Source organism: Streptomyces sp. NPDC004721 (assembly GCF_053601495.1).
Genome location: NZ_JBSGBZ010000037.1, coordinates 64,092 through 79,669 on the forward strand (window position 1 = coordinate 64,092; position 15,578 = coordinate 79,669).

A 15,578-nucleotide genomic window follows, 5' to 3' on the forward strand; every position below is an offset into this window, starting at 1 on the left:
GCATCGGCCCTCACGAGGTCACTGCGGGTGCTGGTCTTCGTGTGGCACGCGACGGAAGAGCAGATCGTTCACCACATGACCCTTCTCCAGTCCCTGGCCCTCGAAACGGGTCAGCGGCCGGAAGCCGGGACGTGGCGCGAAACCGCCGTCGGCCCGGGAGTTCTCGAAGTCCGGGTGCGCCGTCAGCACGTCGAGCATCTGCTGGGCGTACGGCTCCCAGTCCGTCGCGCAGTGCACGATGGCCCCGGGCCTGAGCCGGGTGGCGGCCAGCGTCAGGAACTCCGGCTGGATCAGCCGCCGCTTGTGGTGCCGCTTCTTCGGCCAGGGGTCGGGGAAGTAGACGCGCAGCCCGTCGAGGCTGTCGGGGGCGAGCATCTCGCGCAGCAGGATGATGGCGTCGCCGTTGCCGACGCGGACGTTGCCGAGTCCGTGCCGGTCGGCGAGGCTCAGCAGGTTGCCCTGGCCCGGGGTGTGCACGTCGACGGCGAGGATGTTGGTGTCCGGGTCCTCGGCCGCCATCCGGGCGGTGGCCTCGCCCATCCCGAAGCCGATCTCCAGCACGACCGGGCGCGTGTTCCCGAACAGCTCGGCGAGGTCGATCACCCGCTGCCCGTCGATGTCCAGCCCCCAGGCGGGCCACAGCCGCTGCAACGCGTCCGCCTGCCCCGCGGTCACCCGGCTCCGGCGCGGCTGGAAGCTGCGGATCCGCCGCTCGAAGTGCGAGCCGGCCGGATCGGCCTTGGGCCCGTCGGGGAAACGCGGCTCCCCCTTGGCCCGGGTGTGCCGCACGGACACGCCGGGCGTGTGCCGGGGCAGCTCACCGGGGGCGGGAGCCTGGGGGGTGTTCAGCGAGTCAGTCACAGTGGGAACGATTTTACGGGGGGCCGGCACGGACCGGCTCTCAAGGCCGACGGGAACCAGCGTGCCCTTCATGCCGATTCCAGGACGGCCAGGACCGTCCTCGCCACCTCGCGCCCGATCGGCAGCGAGGCGGTCGCCGCGGGACTGGGCGCGTTGAGCACGTGCACCGCCCGTGGGCCCTCCCGGATCAGGAAGTCGTCCACCAGCGTGCCGTCCCGCAGGACGGCCTGCGCGCGCACCCCGGCGGCGGCCGGCACCAGGTCCTCCTCCCGCACCCCCGGCATCAGCCGGCGCACCGCCTGCGTGAAGGCGGCCTTCGACACCGACCGCCGCAGCTCCCCGGCCCCGTACCGCCAGTGCCGGCGGGCGAGCCGCCACGACCCGGGCCAGCCCAGCGTCCCCGCCAGCTCCCGCGGCCGTACGACCCCCCATCCGTAGCCCTCGCGGGCCAGTGCCGGCACCGCGTTGGGTCCGATGTGCACACCGCCGTCGACCCCGCGGGTGAGATGCACGCCGAGGAAGGGGAACGCCGGGTCGGGCACCGGATACACCAGCCCCCGCACCAGCTCCGGCCGCGCCAGCTCGTAGTACTCCCCGCGGAACGGCACGATCCGCACCCCGGGCTCGTCCCCGGTCAGCCGCGCCACCTCGTCGCAGTACAGCCCCGCGCAGTTGACCAGCACGCGCGCGCGGACGACGTCACCGCGCCCGGTCAGGACGGCCACCCCCAGCTCCGGCCGCCGGTCCACCCGCACCACCCGGGCCCCGTACCGGATCTCCGCGCCGGATGCCTCCGCCAGCCGCCGGGCCACCGCCGTGAAGTCGCAGATCCCCGTCGTCCCCACGTGGATCGCGGCCAGTCCGCCGATCTCCGGCTCGTACTCCTCGATCTGCGCGGGGCCCAGCTCGCGCACCGGAATGCCGTTCTCCCGGCCGCGCTGCACCAGTGCGTGCAGCCGGGGCAGCTCCTCCCGCCCGGTCGCCACGATCAGCTTGCCGGTCACCTCGTGCGCGATGCCGTACTCCGCGCAGAACTTGACCATCTCGGCGGCGCCCCCCGCCGCGTACCGCGCCTTCAGCGAGCCCGGCCGGTAGTAGATCCCGCTGTGGATCACCCCGCTGTTGCGTCCCGTCTGGTGCCGGGCCGGGCCCTGCTCCTTCTCCAGCACGGTCACGCGCGTGCCCGGCGCGGCGCGCGTGATCGCGTACGCCGTCGACAGGCCGACGATGCCACCTCCGATCACCAGCACGTCGCAGTCGTAAGCGATGTCCGGCCGCACCTGCTCCACCTCCCGCCTCGATAGTGCACTGCGCCACTGACAATGCCCTCGAACCGGTGGGACCGCGCGGCCGGGGTGTCCGGCCGGGCGGGGCTCAGGCCGGGGTCATCAGCAGCGGGCGGGCCCGCTCGCGCAGCTCCACCACGCGCGGCTCGTCGCTGTAGGGCTCGAGCCGGTGCAGGAGGTCCTTGACGTACTCCGTGGTGCGCGCGGAGGAGATCCGCCCGGCGACCTCCACGGCCCGCACGCCCTGCTCGCAGGCCGCGTCCAGGTTGCCGGACTCCAGTTCGGCGACGGCCGAGACGACCAGTCTGAGGCCGTGCGAGCGGACGAACTCCTCCGTCGGCTTGGACAGTGCCTGCTCGGTGAAGCGGCGGACCTGGCGGGGTGCCTTCAGGTCCCGGTAGCACTCGGCGGCGTCGGCGGCGAACCGGTCGTAGCCGTAGAAGCCGAGCCAGGACGGGTCGTTGTCCCCGTCGCGGGACCGCTCCAGCCAGCTCTCGGCCGCCTTCAGGGCGGCGCCGGCCGCCTGGGCGTCGCCCGCGCGCGCGTGGGCGCGTGCCTCGACGAGCCGGAAGAAGCTCATGGTGCGGGCGGTGGCCAGGCCCCGGTTGCGTTCCAGGGCGGCCTGTGCGAGGTCGACGCCCTCGTCGCCGAAGCCGCGGTAGGTCGCCTGGAGGGACATGGAGGCCAGGACGTAGCCCCCGAGGGGCACGTCGGCGGCGGCACGGGCCAGGCGCAGCGCCTGGATGTAGTAGCGCTGGGCGGCCTCCTGCTGGCCGGTGTCGAAGGCCATCCAGCCCGCGAGCCGGGTCAGTTCGGCCGAGGCGCCGAACAGCGCCCTGCCGACCTCGTCGGAGTACGAGGCGAGCAGCAGGGGCGCCGCCTCCACGCGTAAGCACTCCGGCACCATCGACGAACGCCAGTCGCCGCCTCCGTACTTGGAGTCCCAGCGCCTGGCGTCCTCGGCGGCCTCCCGCAGCTTCCGCACTTCGCTGTGGCCGACTTTGACCGGTGTGCCCGAGGCCTCCGCAGGGCTCGCCTCGCGCGCCACCGAGCTGTCGGCCGGGGTTATCAGCCAGCGCGAGGCGGGCGTTGCGTATGCGCTCACTGCGAACGATCCGGCGAGCGACTGCCAGATGCCGCCGGAGCCGGCCCGGCGGCCGGCGAGGTCGAGCCGGTACAGCTCCGTCGCCGACTTCACCGCCTGACCCACGTCCCTGGGGAAGGCGAGGCCCACTTCGGGTGCGGGATCCGCGTCCGCCAGGCCGATCTCGTGGAGCGGCACCGGGCGGCCGAGCTTCTGCCCGATGGCGGCCGCGATGAGGTGCGGCGCCGCACCCTGCGGCACCATCCCCTTCGAAACCCAGCGCGCCACCGAGGTCTTGTCGTAGCGAAGTGTCAGCCCGCGCTGGGCGCCGAGGTCGTTGACGCGCCGCGCGAGTCCTGCGTTGCTGATTCCCGCGAGGGCGAGAACGGCGCCGAGCTTTTCGTTCGGCCCGCGTTGCTCCCTGGACATGCGCCACCCCTCGACACAGACGGCTGCCGCGCTGGCATAACCACGCGGCATTCGTAAACCCAGCGTAGTTCGCCGCATCCCAAGCGTTAAGGGGCATTCTTCCGGATGGCGGGATTGTGGCCCGCACTCAAGTGCGGGCCCTGCACGCTGGGTTGCGGCGTGCCCCCGATGTGTGGCCGTGCGCCCGTCCGTGCGCTCTTCTCCGGCCACAGGGGGAGCGATTCCATGGTCCTGCGTGGGTCGGCCCGCTGTACTGGATCCAGTGGGCTGGGGGACACCGCTGCCTTCATCCCCGCGGGTGGCGGAACGGTCCGGGGGGCGAACTCCGCCTCCCGGACTGCGTGTTGTCTGCGCGATGCGCAGAGCGAGTACGGAGCGTGCGCACACGTGTCCCCATGACGCGGAATTGGCCGAAAATCGCCCCCGCTCCCCATCGCCGACTACCGCTCCCACCACGGCAGTTGAGGGCGTGAAGGGTGTTGTGGGGAGCGCATCAGGGGGCGCATTCGAGTCGCGGAGGCCTTGCGCGGTACGGGCGTTCGCCACCACCGGGGCAGGCGCACGGGGGTGTGGGCGGTGCACCGAAGGCGGCTCCGCCTCCCCTCCGGCGCGCCTCCTTCGTGGCAGCATGGTGACCTGGTTCGTTGCGGTGCACTGGTTGCCCACAAGCGGTGGAGGCTTCGATGCGGTGGTTGGTGGGATGGAGCAGCACCGCCGCAGGCGTTATCGGGACCGCATCCGCCGGCGCCACCGGACACGACGGCCAGACCCTGCACCCGGTGGGCTCCCAGCTCCTGTGGGGTGATCCCGATCCGCTGTGGGCGGTCGGCGACTGGCGCCCGGACGAGGTCCGCGTGGTGCAGGCCGACGCCCAGACCAGGGTCGCGGTGCTCGGTATCTGCGGGGCCTCCGACGAACAGCTGCGGGTCGGCCTGTTCGCCGCGCGCGGGGGCGCGCTCAGGCATCTGACGGCCTGGCCGGGAAGCTACACCGCCGTCGTGCAGGTGGGCCGCCGCATCACCGTCTGCGGCGATCTCGCCGGAGCCCGCCCGGTGTTCCACACCCCGTGGGCCGGCGGCACGGCGTACGCGACGGCCGCGCTGCCGCTGGCCGACCTCATCGAGGCCAACCTCGACTTCGGGCACCTGGCCGCCCTGCTGGCCGCCCCCGACGTACCGGCCGCGCTGGACGACTCCACGCCCTACGAGGGCGTACGGCGCATTCCGCCGGGGCACGCGCTGATCCTGCGGGCGGGGGCGCGTGAGGTCGCCGGGTACGAGCCGGTCGCCTCGCTCGCGGTGGCCGCACCGCCGGCCGACCCGGACAGCGCGGTCGACGCGGTGCGCGACGCGCTGGTGGAAGCCGTCCGCGCCCGTCTGTCCGCGCCTCGGCACGTACCCGACATCGACCCCGGTCCGGTGCCCGGCATGGGCCCCGCCGAGCGCCGCGCGGCCCGCGGGATGCCGGTGCCCGGCATCGGGGCCGACCTTTCCGGCGGACCGGCCTCAGGCACGCTCGCGCTGCTGGCCGCCGGGCTTCCGGGTCGGCCCGGCACCCTCCTGGGCCACGGCACGGGAGCGGGCGAGCGCCTGCTCGCGGTCACCTTCAACGACCTGACGGCCGACGGGCGCGAGGCCGAACTGGAACGCGCCGGGACGCTCGCGGCCAACCCGCGCCTGCACCACGTGGTGGTGACCGGCGGCGAGGACGTGCTGCCCTACGCCGAGCTGGACGGGCCCCTCACCGACGAACCCGGCCCGTCCCTGGTCGCGGCGGCACGGCACCGCGCGCGGCTCGCGGCGGGCAGCGCGGACCACTTCACCGGCCACGGCGCCCGGCAGGTCCTGGACGCCCACCCCGCGCGCCTGGCCGACCTGCTGATGGACCGCAAGCGCCGCCATCTGGTCCGGCCCGTCGCCGCGCTCGCCAAGGCCGATGGATCGGTCATGGTCCCCGCGCGCGTGTACGGCGCGGCGCGGCGGCTGGCGCGGACGCCCTACCGTGCGGGACTCGACCTGCTCGCCGAGCGGCTGATGCACCGCCGCTTCGACGAGCCCGGGGGCACCGTCGGGGCGTCGCTGGCCGCACTCACCTGGGCGAGACCCGGGCCGGCGGCCCGGTGGCTGACCGGCGAGGCGCTGGCTGAAGTATCGGTTCGTCTGCAAGGGGCGACGATCCGTTCGGGGGTGGGGCCCGGGCAGCGGCCGGGCGACTACCGCGCGCGTGCCGCCCTCACCCGGCAGGCGGCGGACCTGCGGGTGCTCGAGCAGGCGGCCGAGGTCCGCTCCCAGCGGCTGCACACGCCCTTCCTCGACAACCAGGTCGTCCGCGCCTGCCGGGCTCTGCCGGAGGCCCTGCGGGTGCAGCCGGGCGCCCGCGCGGTGATCCTGCGCACGGTCCTCCAGGGCGCCGGGGTGGGCGACCTGCCACCCGGCTGGGGTGCCCCCTCGCACGCATCCGCCGCGGCGGCGTCCCGCACCGGCCTGCGCGTCGCCGTCAACGACCTGGTGGACCTGTTCGCCACCCCCCTGCTCGCCGAGGCCGGCCTGGTGGAGGCCCGTGTGGTCCGCAAGGCCCTGCGCGCTGCGGCGCAGGGTGAGCCGCTGCCGCTGGACGGCCTGGCGGAGCTGGTGTCCCTGGAGCTGTGGCTGCGGCGCCTGCTGTCCCGCCGCGGCACCTGCTGGACCGGCACACCCGCGCGTGCCCGCGCGGTACCGGCGGGCATCACCCCGCAGCGGGGCGCGCTGGCCTCCGGCGGCCGGCCGAGCCCTACCGGCAGCTGAACCTGGACTCGGCCCAGTCCGAGAGGGCCACGGTGTCGAAGGCGCTGTGCGGCTCGACGACCAGCCGTACGGTCCGGTGGCCGGCGAGGCTCACATGGACGGGGACGGCCGGGTCACCGCCCGCGATGGTCCCCGAGTTCCACAGGCGGACGCCATCGGCGTACACCGAGAAGGAGACCCGGCCGAGCCCGGCCGTCAGGTCGTCGACACCGACCACGGCGTCGTAGGCGGAGCACTCCCGGTTGAGGTCGACGGTGACGGACGACTCGCCGTGCACGGTCACCCCGTGCGCGTACCGCTGGCCGGCGATCGACAGGCTGTGGCGCTGCCACACCCAACTGCTCGCGCCGAGCCGCATCTCGGGGCGGGTGCCGTCTCCGGTGACGTCGTACTTCAGCTCGTTCCACGGGTAGACCACCGGCGCGGGAGGAGGAGTCGGCGTCGGCGTGGGAGCCGGCGTGGCGGTGGGCGCGGGCTCCTTGGTCGGGGTGGGCGTCGGCGACGGTGACGGCTCGGGTGCCGGTGTGGGGGTGGCAGCGGGGGGCGGCGTCGCCGCGGCGGGAGGCACCGGGGGCTTGGCGCTCGGTGTCGGCTTCGGCTTCGGTGCCGGCCTCGGCGGCTCGGGCGTCGGGGTCGGTGCGGGCGGAGGAGGGGGCGTCGGTGCCGGCGGCTGCGGCTCGGCGACCGGGGCGGACGCGACGGGCCGCGCCTCCGGCTTCCCGACCGGGGCCTCCCGACCGACCAGCGACAGCGCGACCGCCGCGGCGGCCACGGCGACCACACCGGCCGCGATCCCCGCCTTCACCGGCGCGCCCAGCCCCTCCGAGGCCGCCGGCGCCCCCGCCACTGGAGGCACCCCCGGACGCGGCACTCGCGGCTCCTGCCGCGCCCGCGCAGCCGGCGACGATGCCGAGCGCCTTGGCGTACCCGGCGGCGCCGAACCAGCCGATGACGGCGACCGGGACCACGGCGGGGATGCCGCCGGCGACCTCCGCGATCTGGGTGGCCGCCAGCCGGCACCTGGCGCACTCCTCCAGGTGCTTGCGCAGCCTCCGCTCGGCACGGGTGCGCAGCTTGCCGCGGGCGTAGCCGCCGAGCTGGTCCGCGTACCGGGCGCACTCCTCGTCGGCGGTGAGGGCGGCACTGACGTGGGCCTGGAGGTAGGCCTGCCGCAGACCCTCCCGGGCCCGGCTGGCCAGCACCCGCGTGCCGTTGGCGTCCAGCCCGAAGAGCGTGGCGACCGAGCTCGGCGACTCGTCCTCGACCTCCGTGTGCCACAGCACGGCCTGCCACCGCTCCGGCAGCGAGCGGAAGGCCCGCATGGCCATCGACTGCTCGGCCTCGTGCATCGCGCGCACGTCGGCGCCGAGGTCCAGGCCCGCTCCGAAGGAGCCGGTGGACGCGGCGTCGTCCGACAGCTCCGCGGCCCGCGCCGCCTGCGCGGCGAACACCGCGAAGTCGGCGACCAGTTGCTCACGCCGGGCGAGGCTGGTCCACTGCGCGGCGACCCGCCGGACGGTGGTGAGCAGATAGGCGCGTACGGCGTGCTCGGGGCCGGAGCCGCCGCGCACCGCCTGGAACACCCGGGCGAACACCTCGGCGGTCAGGTCATCGGCGGTGTGGGAGTCCCGGCAGCACGTGCGCGCGTACCGGCGTACGGCGTCGGCGTGACGCCGGTACAGCTCCTCGTACGCGCTGTCGTCGCCCGAGCGCACCCGCCCGATCAGCTCGGCGTCCGACGGCGGCAGGTCCGCCGCGTACGCCGGCTCCGCCACGTACGGCGGCTCACCCTCCTCGAGCCGCTCCCGCTGCGCCGGTACGCCACCATGTGCCGGGGTGCCGCCCTGGGCCGGTACGCCGCCCTGTGCCGGGGTGTCTCCCTTGGCCCGCCCGGCGTCGCGCGGAACCCAGGACGGTCCGCCCTGGGCCGGCACCTGCGGAGAATCCGGCCCGTCCGTTCGCGACCCGCCGTCACCGGCGCCGTCATCACGCCCGTCAACGCTCATCGCGCAAACGCCCCCGTAGTCGGCCAGACCGTCCCGATCACCGGGCCAGACTGCCACACCGACCGTCACCGGGCCCCCGGCGGCAAGGATCCTCCACTCGTCCGTGGGGCCCGGTCGTGCCCGGGTACCGTCCTCACCCGTAAGAGGAAGGCCCGCCGACACGGCTCACGCGGGGGACACGGCTCACGCGGGCCGCGAGCGCAGCCCCTCCAGCAGGATGTCCAGCAGCCGGGCCGAAGCGGCGGACTGCTGCGCCGCGTCCGGCAGCGAGGGCGCCGCCGTCGCGATGACCAGCAGCACGTCCGACACCGACACGTCCGGCCGCAGTTCGCCCGCCGCGCGCGCCCGCTCCACGAGCCGGCCCACGACCTCCAGCAGCGCCGCCGCCCCCGCGTCGTCCTCCACCGCGCCGGACTTGAGCGCCGCCCCGTCGGCCACGAGCCTGAGCTCCCCGGAGCCCGGCTGGGCGCGCTGCTGCGGCACCCGGGGGTCGGCCCGGTCCTCGGCGACCGAGACCCGCAGCACCTGCGGCGGCAGCAGCCGCCCGGCGCCGGAGGCCACCGACGTCCGCAGGAAGCGGGAGAGCGCCGACCACGGCTCGTCCTCCTGTCCGAGCGCGGCCCGCGCCTGGTCGGCCAGCCGGGAGGTCTCCTCCTCGGCTATCCGCCGCACCAGGACGTCCTTGCTCGGGAAGCGCCGGTACACCGTGCCGACGCCGACCCGCGCGCGCCGCGCCACGTCCTCCATCGGCGCGCCGTACCCCAGCTCGCCGAAGACCTCGCGGGCAGCCCGCAGCACGTGCTCGAGGTTGCGCTGTGCGTCCACGCGCAGCGGCGCCGTCCGGCCCGTCCGGGGCTCGTCCCCGCGCCCGTTGCCCGCCGCAGCGCCCATCGCCCCGCCACCGGGTGCCACGGCGGACGCGGTGGACCAATGAGTGCCCTGAATGTGCATATGTGATCCCCCGGTTATGACGTCTCCCCCCGGAGACTCCCCGTCCCTGATTCCGGAGTGCGCGGAACGGGATCACGCACGATCGGGCCCGCCCCCGAGAGCCGGTGGTACTCGGCGGGCTCGCTCGGATCACATCCCCCACACCCCGTCGACACACGAACATAGTTGAGAGGGAGTCAATTCAGAAGGGGCAGGTTCCGCACGGAGCGCCCCCCGATCGGAGTACGAGCCGCATACGTCCGTATTGCGCCCCCTTCCGCACCCCGGCGCGCACCCACTGACCTGCGTCCTTTCCTCACACCCCGATAATTCGGCCAACCCCGCGCCGCTCCGGCCGACGGTCACACAATTCGTCGGGGCTGTGGACAAACGAGAGCGTCGGGTGCGTCATGGGATGGTGAAGGAACGTGCGCGCATTCTCGTTGTCGGCGGCGGCTACGTCGGGATGTACACGGCCCTGCGCCTGCAGCGGCGGATGAAACAGGAGCTCAGTCGGGGCGAAGCCGAGATCACGGTGGTCACGCCCGATCCCTATATGACGTATCAGCCCTTCCTGCCCGAGGCCGCGGCCGGCGCGATCTCACCCCGGCACGTCGTCGTCCCGCTGCGCCGCGTACTCGACCGGTGCCGCATCATCGTCGGCGAGGCCACCTCCATCGACCACGCACACCGCACCGCGACCCTCACCACCCTCGCCACGGAGGAGACCGGGGGCACCGAGAAGCTGGCGTACGACGAACTCGTCCTCGCCCCGGGATCCGTCTCGCGCACCCTGCCCATCCCCGGCCTGATCGACTACGGCATCGGCTTCAAGACCGTCGAAGAGGCCATCGGCCTGCGCAACCACGTCATCGAGCAGATGGACATCGCCTCCTCCACCCGCGACCCCGCAATCCGCGACGCGGCCCTCACCTTCGTCTTCGTCGGCGGCGGGTACGCGGGCGTGGAGGCGCTCGGCGAACTGGAGGACATGGCCCGCTACGCCGCCCGCTACTACCACAACGTCAAGCCCGAGGACATGAAGTGGATCCTCGTCGAGGCCTCGGACCGCATCCTGCCCGAGGTCGGCGAGGAGATGGGCCGCTACACGGTCACCGAACTGCGCCGCCGCAACATCCAGGTCCTCCTGCGGACCCGCCTCGAATCCTGCGCAGGCCGGGTCGCCGTCCTCAGTGACGGACAGCGCTTCCCGACCCGTACGGTCGTGTGGACCGCGGGCGTCAAACCGCACCCGATCCTCGCCGCCAGCGACCTGCCGCTGAACGACCGCGGACGCCTGAAGTGCACCGCGCAGCTGACCGTCGAGGGCGTCGAGCACGCCTGGGCCGCGGGTGACGCCGCCGCCGTCCCCGACGTCACCACCGGCGAACCGGGCAGCCTGACCGCCCCCAACGCCCAGCACGCGGTCCGTCAGGCCAGGCTCCTGGGCGACAACATCAGCCACTCCCTGCGCGGCGAACCCCTGGAGACGTATGCGCACAGGTACGCCGGCTCGGTCGCCTCGCTCGGACTGCACAAGGGCGTCGCGCAGGTCTACGGGCGCAAACTGAAGGGCTACCCCGCCTGGTTCATGCACCGTGCCTACCACCTCAGCCGGGTGCCCACGGTCAACCGCAAGACCCGGGTGCTCGCCGAATGGATGCTGGCGGGACTCTTCAAACGGGAGATCGTCTCCCTGGGTTCGCTGGAACATCCCCGCGCGGAGTTCGAACTCGCGGCTGGTGGAAAACATCCTCTCGACCCGAACATCAACCCGAAAGGGTCGTCCTGACCGGACCGGGGAACTCCGCCGCACGCCCCGGCGTCCAACGGATGTCGGCGCGGTCGGCCACACCGCCCAACCGGCCCGTGGCCGAGGACGGGCAGCCGCCCGCCCGGCACGGATGACGCATTCCCGCTGTGCCGCACCGCCGGGACAGTAAGAATGTGCGGTCACCGCCGCGCGGCCCCTGACCCCCGGCCGGGCCCGGAGCTGGCCTGAGACGACGACACGAGGCAAGGATTCGTGAACTTCACGCGCTGGAGCGCCCGGCTCCCCGGAATCAACGGAACGCAGCGCCGCACGGCGGCTCGGCCCGATCTCGCGACCGTCCCGGACCGGCGGGCGGACGGCACCGTACCCGCCGCCCGCGTCGAACAACTGACCGACGAGACGGTGCCGGTGCACGCCGTCGACGAACTCCCCGCACGCGAGGTCCTCGACCGCGTCCCGGCCCTCGTCGCCCTCGTCCACGGCTCCGACCACCGCATCGCCTACGTCAACGACGCCTACACGGCGGCCTTCGGCGTACGCCCGCTCGGCGGACCCGCCCACGAGGCCCTGCCCGAACTGCGCGAACTGGGTCTGCTCCCGCTCCTGGACCAGGTGCTGCGCAGCGGCAGGCCCCGCACCCTGAAGTCCCGCAAGGCACCCGACGGCCGCTCGTACACGTTCACGTGCACACCGGTCGCCGAACCGAAGGACGACGGCCGCGGCGTTCTGGTCTTCGCCACCGACGTCACCGACCACGCCGACGCCGCCGAACGCCTGCGCGCCAGCGAGCGCCGGCAGCGCGAGACCGCCGTCACCCTCCAGCGCTCGCTCCTGCCCCAGGTGCTGGAGCAGCCCGACGACCTGCGCATCGCCGCCACCTACCAACCGGGCGGCACGGAGGCCGCGGTCGGCGGCGACTGGTACGACGTCATCACCCTCGGCGGCGGCCGCACGGCACTGGTCATCGGCGACGTGATGGGCAGAGGGGTGCGCGCGGCCGCGGTCATGGGCCAACTGCGCACCGCCGTCCGCGCCTACGCCCGCATGGACCTGCCCCCGCACGAGGTCCTGCAACTCCTGGACGGCCTCGCCGCGGACATCGACGCCAACCAGATCGCCACCTGCGTGTACGCCGTCCACGACCCCAACGAGGGCCGGCTGGTGTACGCCTCCGCCGGGCACCTGCCGATCCTGGTCCGCGACGAGAACGGCACCGTGCTGCGCGCCGACGAACCCACCGGCCCGCCGCTCGGCACCGGCGGCTGGGTGCACGCCTCCGGCTCGGTCCCGCTGGGCCCCGGCTCCACGGCGGTCCTCTACACCGACGGCCTGGTGGAACGCCGCGACGAGGACCTCGACGAGGGGATCGCCGCGCTGGAGCGCGCGCTCGCCGGCGCCACCGGCTCCCCGCAGGTGGTCTGCGACCGACTGGTCCGCTCGGCCGGTGTGCAGGCCGACCACGACGACGACGTGGCCGTCCTTGTCCTCCAGCACCCCGCCCGCACCGGCCCGGACGGCGAACTCTTCCGCAACGCCGCACTGGAACTGCTCGGCGGAGTGGAAGCGGCCCCACGCGCGCGTGCGTTCGCCTCCGGCGTCCTCGCCAGCTGGCGCTTCCCGCCCGATCTGCACGACCTGGGCGTCCTCGCCGCCAGCGAACTGGTCGCCAACTCCCTCCAGCACGGCACCCCGCCCATGCGACTGCGGCTCCGGCGCACCGACCGCCGCCTCATCGTCGAGGTCACCGACGGCGACGACCACCTCCCCAGGCGCCGCCGCGCCGACCCGGGCGACGAGTCGGGCCGCGGCATCGCCATCATCGCCACCATCGCCACCAACTGGGGTTCACGCAGAACCCCGGGCGGCGGCAAGGCGGTGTGGTGCGAGTTCACCCTGCCGGGGGAAGTGGGCCGGCGGGGCCTGCGCTGAGGCGGACCCGCCCACGGGGGAGCGGGGGTCCGGGGCGCGGCCCCACGGCCGGCCGGCGGGCGCGGGCTCAGGCCTCCGCGCCCACCGGCTCCGCGGCCACCCCGCCCCGAGCGACCACCCGGCTCCGCGCGGCCCACGGATGGTCCTGCACAGTGCTGAGCCCCCGCCCCAGCCGCAGCGCCAGGACGCTGATCAGGAGCGAGAACAGCAGGAACGTCACCACGTAAGGTCCCGGCAGCGACGCCGCCAGCGGGCCGCCCGCAGCCGGGCCGAGCGCCAGCGCGAGCTGCTTCACCAGGGCGAAGGCCGAGTTGTACTGCCCGGCCATCCCCTCCGGAGCGAGGTCCGCCACCAGCGGCGCGACCGTCGGCGACAGCATCGCCTCACCGAGCCCGAACAGGGCGTATGTCGAGATGAAAGCGGCCGTGGCCATCGCCCGGCTGCCGTGCCCGAGTCCCGCGTACGCCGCCGCGGCCCACGCCACGGCCCAGATCAGCCCCACGGCCGCGATCATCCGCGACCGCCGCCGGCGCTCCACGAACTTCAGCACGGCGAACTGCGCCACCACGATCATCAGCGTGTTCGCGGCCAGCGCCGTCCCCAGCGTCGACGTGTCGATGCCGGCGGCCTCCACGCCGTACGCGCTCAGGCCCGACTCGAACTGCCCGTAGCAGGCGAAGAACAGCACGAAGCCCAGCACGCACAGCTGCACCATCGCGCGGTTCCCGACGAGCTGCCGCCAGCCGGTCCCCGTCGCCCTTCCGGCCTCCGCCGGGTCGTCGGCGATCCGCGGCGAGTGCGGCATCCGCACCGTCGACATCAGCGCGACCAGCAGCAGGAACACCGCCGCCTCGATCGCGAACAGCAGCGTGAAGGAGGAGACCCGGGTGGTGTCGACGAGGTGCCCCCCGATGAGGCCACCCACGCCCAGCCCGAGGTTCTGCAGGAAGAACTGCATCGCGAACGCCCGCGACCGCGTCTCCGCCGTCGAGCAGTCCACGATCATCGTCGCCAGTGCAGGCTGCATCACGGCCTGGCCCGCGCCGAGCGCAGCCGCCGACAGCAGTACGGCTCCGGCTCCACCCGCCAGCCCCAGGCTCAGCGCGCCGAGCGCGGCCGTGACCAGGGCGGCGAGCAGGACCGGCAGCGGGCCGCGCCGCACGATCGCCCGGCCGGCGAACGGCAGCACGATCAGCGCGGCGACGGCGAAGACGGCGAGGACGAACCCCGCCGTCATGGCCCCCAGACCCCGCACCTGCGCCACATAGACGTACAGGTAGGGAACGGTGAAGCCGAGCCCGAACGCGCTGAGTGCGTTGCCCACGTGGATCCGGCGCATCGCTGCGCCCATCGCCCTGGTCACGTTCACCCTCTCTTGAATCAGGTAGCAAGTAGTGGACAGGAGGTTGCTTGAAGTGGTCAGTAGTTAGAACTGAAGACTTCGAAGCTAAAGTTCGATGCTAAACAGTACACCTGGAAGGACTTCAACGCCAAGCAGCCCCGTGCCATACTGCGGACATGGGCGACACACCCGGCGGCATCGGCACCGAGCCAGCGCTCGAAGAACAGATCGCCGCCTACCAGCGCGAGTTCCAGGACCTCGACCCTCAGGTCGAGCAGATCGTCTCCGCGCTGTCCCGGCTCAACCGGCGGATGAACGTGGCCTACGGCCGGCAGACCGCCGCGCTCGGCATCAGCAACGCCGACTGGGAGGTGCTGAAGGCCCTCGTCCTCTCCGGCGCCCCTTATCGCCTGGGTCCGAGCGACCTCGCCAAGCGCCTCGGCCTCACCCCGGCCGCGATGACCCACCGCATCGACCGGATGGTGGCCGAGGGCCTGGTCACCCGGGAGCGCGACGAGGCCAACCGGGTCCGGGTCATCGTGGAGCTGACGTCCGAGGGCCGCGAGAAGTGGCTCGAGGTCATGCGCCTGGCCACGGTCTTCGAGGGGGACCTCCTCCAGGACCTGTCCCCGGCCGAGCGCACGGCTCTTGGCGAGGTCCTGACCAGGATCCTTCGCCGTGTGGAGCACGACCAGCCGGACGCCGGCGGTCGGCTCACCGACCTTGACTGACACCTCGGCGGGGACGCTTGACAGTCGCCTGCCGGATCCGTAATGTTCTCCGGGTTGCCGCGGGGCCGTAAGAGTCCCTCGACGACACCTCTGCCGCATGAGCGGCACTCAAACCACCAGCACGATCTCCCATCCGGGATTGTTTTCGGCGTACCCGAATTCAATTCGAGTGGGACTCATCGATCTTGATCCGGCGCCCCGAGGGCCCGATTGGGAATCGCCGAGAGAATCCGCTAAGGTTTGGGACGTCGGAACGGCCCAACGGCTGTGAAGACAAACCCCGCTGACTGGGGGTCAGGCCGAGAAAAGGATCTGATAGAGTCGGAATCGCCGGAAAGGGAAACGCGAGAGCGAAAACCTGGAAAGCACCGAGGAAATCGGATCGGAAAAAGATCTGATAGAGTCGGAAACACCGAAGGGAAG

General features: G+C 73.3%; 9 protein-coding genes and 1 pseudogene. 4 read left to right on the forward strand and 6 right to left on the reverse strand.

What is annotated here, in order from left to right; all coding sequences use genetic code 11:
* Nucleotides 1-18 precede the first annotated feature (18 nt).
* The 3 genes from trmB to ACWEK3_RS28735 form a co-directional block, all read right to left on the reverse strand.
* Nucleotides 19-861: a tRNA (guanosine(46)-N7)-methyltransferase TrmB gene (gene trmB, locus ACWEK3_RS28725; RefSeq protein WP_453250939.1), complete on the reverse strand. Its 843-nt coding sequence runs from the start codon at nt 859-861 to the stop codon at nt 19-21.
* Between the two features lie 68 nt (nt 862-929).
* A complete protein-coding gene (lhgO, locus tag ACWEK3_RS28730) occupies nt 930-2,150 on the reverse strand; it encodes an L-2-hydroxyglutarate oxidase (protein ID WP_453250940.1) in 1,221 nt (406 codons plus the stop codon).
* Nucleotides 2,151-2,235: 85 nt separating this feature from the next.
* Nucleotides 2,236-3,660 carry an MFS transporter gene (locus ACWEK3_RS28735; RefSeq protein ID WP_450545221.1) on the reverse strand — a complete coding sequence of 475 codons (1,425 nt, stop codon included), beginning with the start codon at nt 3,658-3,660 and terminating at the stop codon, nt 2,236-2,238.
* 683 nt (nt 3,661-4,343) lie between these two features.
* Between ACWEK3_RS28735 and ACWEK3_RS28740 the strand changes: the two genes are divergently transcribed.
* Entirely contained in the window at nt 4,344-6,443 is a 2,100-nt protein-coding gene (locus ACWEK3_RS28740; RefSeq protein WP_450545219.1) for an asparagine synthase-related protein, read from the forward strand.
* On the opposite strand, the pseudogene ACWEK3_RS28745 reads toward ACWEK3_RS28740, so the two are convergent.
* A pseudogene (locus ACWEK3_RS28745) lies at nt 6,430-8,449 on the reverse strand (sigma-70 family RNA polymerase sigma factor). The gene ACWEK3_RS28740 and the pseudogene ACWEK3_RS28745 overlap by 14 nt on opposite strands.
* A gap of 183 nt (nt 8,450-8,632) precedes the next feature.
* On the reverse strand, nt 8,633-9,400 hold the full coding sequence (locus ACWEK3_RS28750; protein ID WP_450545215.1) for a TetR/AcrR family transcriptional regulator: 768 nt from the start codon (nt 9,398-9,400) through the stop codon (nt 8,633-8,635).
* Nucleotides 9,401-9,794: 394 nt separating this feature from the next.
* Here ACWEK3_RS28750 and ACWEK3_RS28755 point away from each other — a divergent pair, with 394 nt between their 5' ends.
* Both ACWEK3_RS28755 and ACWEK3_RS28760 read left to right on the forward strand, forming a co-directional pair.
* Nucleotides 9,795-11,171, forward strand: coding sequence for an NAD(P)/FAD-dependent oxidoreductase (locus tag ACWEK3_RS28755; RefSeq protein WP_453250941.1), 1,377 nt, complete (start codon nt 9,795-9,797; stop codon nt 11,169-11,171).
* A gap of 234 nt (nt 11,172-11,405) precedes the next feature.
* Nucleotides 11,406-13,082 (forward strand): ATP-binding SpoIIE family protein phosphatase, encoded by a 1,677-nt coding sequence (locus ACWEK3_RS28760; protein ID WP_453250942.1) that lies wholly within the window; start codon nt 11,406-11,408, stop codon nt 13,080-13,082.
* Nucleotides 13,083-13,149: 67 nt separating this feature from the next.
* On the opposite strand, the gene ACWEK3_RS28765 is transcribed toward ACWEK3_RS28760, so the two are convergent.
* Nucleotides 13,150-14,421 carry an MFS transporter gene (locus ACWEK3_RS28765; protein WP_453250945.1) on the reverse strand — a complete coding sequence of 424 codons (1,272 nt, stop codon included), beginning with the start codon at nt 14,419-14,421 and terminating at the stop codon, nt 13,150-13,152.
* 179 nt (nt 14,422-14,600) lie between these two features.
* Here ACWEK3_RS28765 and ACWEK3_RS28770 point away from each other — a divergent pair, with 179 nt between their 5' ends.
* Entirely contained in the window at nt 14,601-15,155 is a 555-nt protein-coding gene (locus ACWEK3_RS28770; protein ID WP_390876494.1) for a MarR family winged helix-turn-helix transcriptional regulator, read from the forward strand.
* Nucleotides 15,156-15,578: the final 423 nt, after the last annotated feature.

Coding starts and splice junctions, on each gene's coding strand:
- ACWEK3_RS28735 (WP_450545221.1), bottom strand. CDS start 3,660: ATGTCCAGGGAGCAACGCGGGCCGAACGAAAAGCTCGGCGCCGTTCTC.
- ACWEK3_RS28740 (WP_450545219.1), top strand. CDS start 4,344: ATGCGGTGGTTGGTGGGATGGAGCAGCACCGCCGCAGGCGTTATCGGG.
- ACWEK3_RS28750 (WP_450545215.1), bottom strand. CDS start 9,400: ATGCACATTCAGGGCACTCATTGGTCCACCGCGTCCGCCGTGGCACCC.
- ACWEK3_RS28755 (WP_453250941.1), top strand. CDS start 9,795: ATGGTGAAGGAACGTGCGCGCATTCTCGTTGTCGGCGGCGGCTACGTC.
- ACWEK3_RS28765 (WP_453250945.1), bottom strand. CDS start 14,421: ATGCGCCGGATCCACGTGGGCAACGCACTCAGCGCGTTCGGGCTCGGC.
- ACWEK3_RS28770 (WP_390876494.1), top strand. CDS start 14,601: ATGGGCGACACACCCGGCGGCATCGGCACCGAGCCAGCGCTCGAAGAA.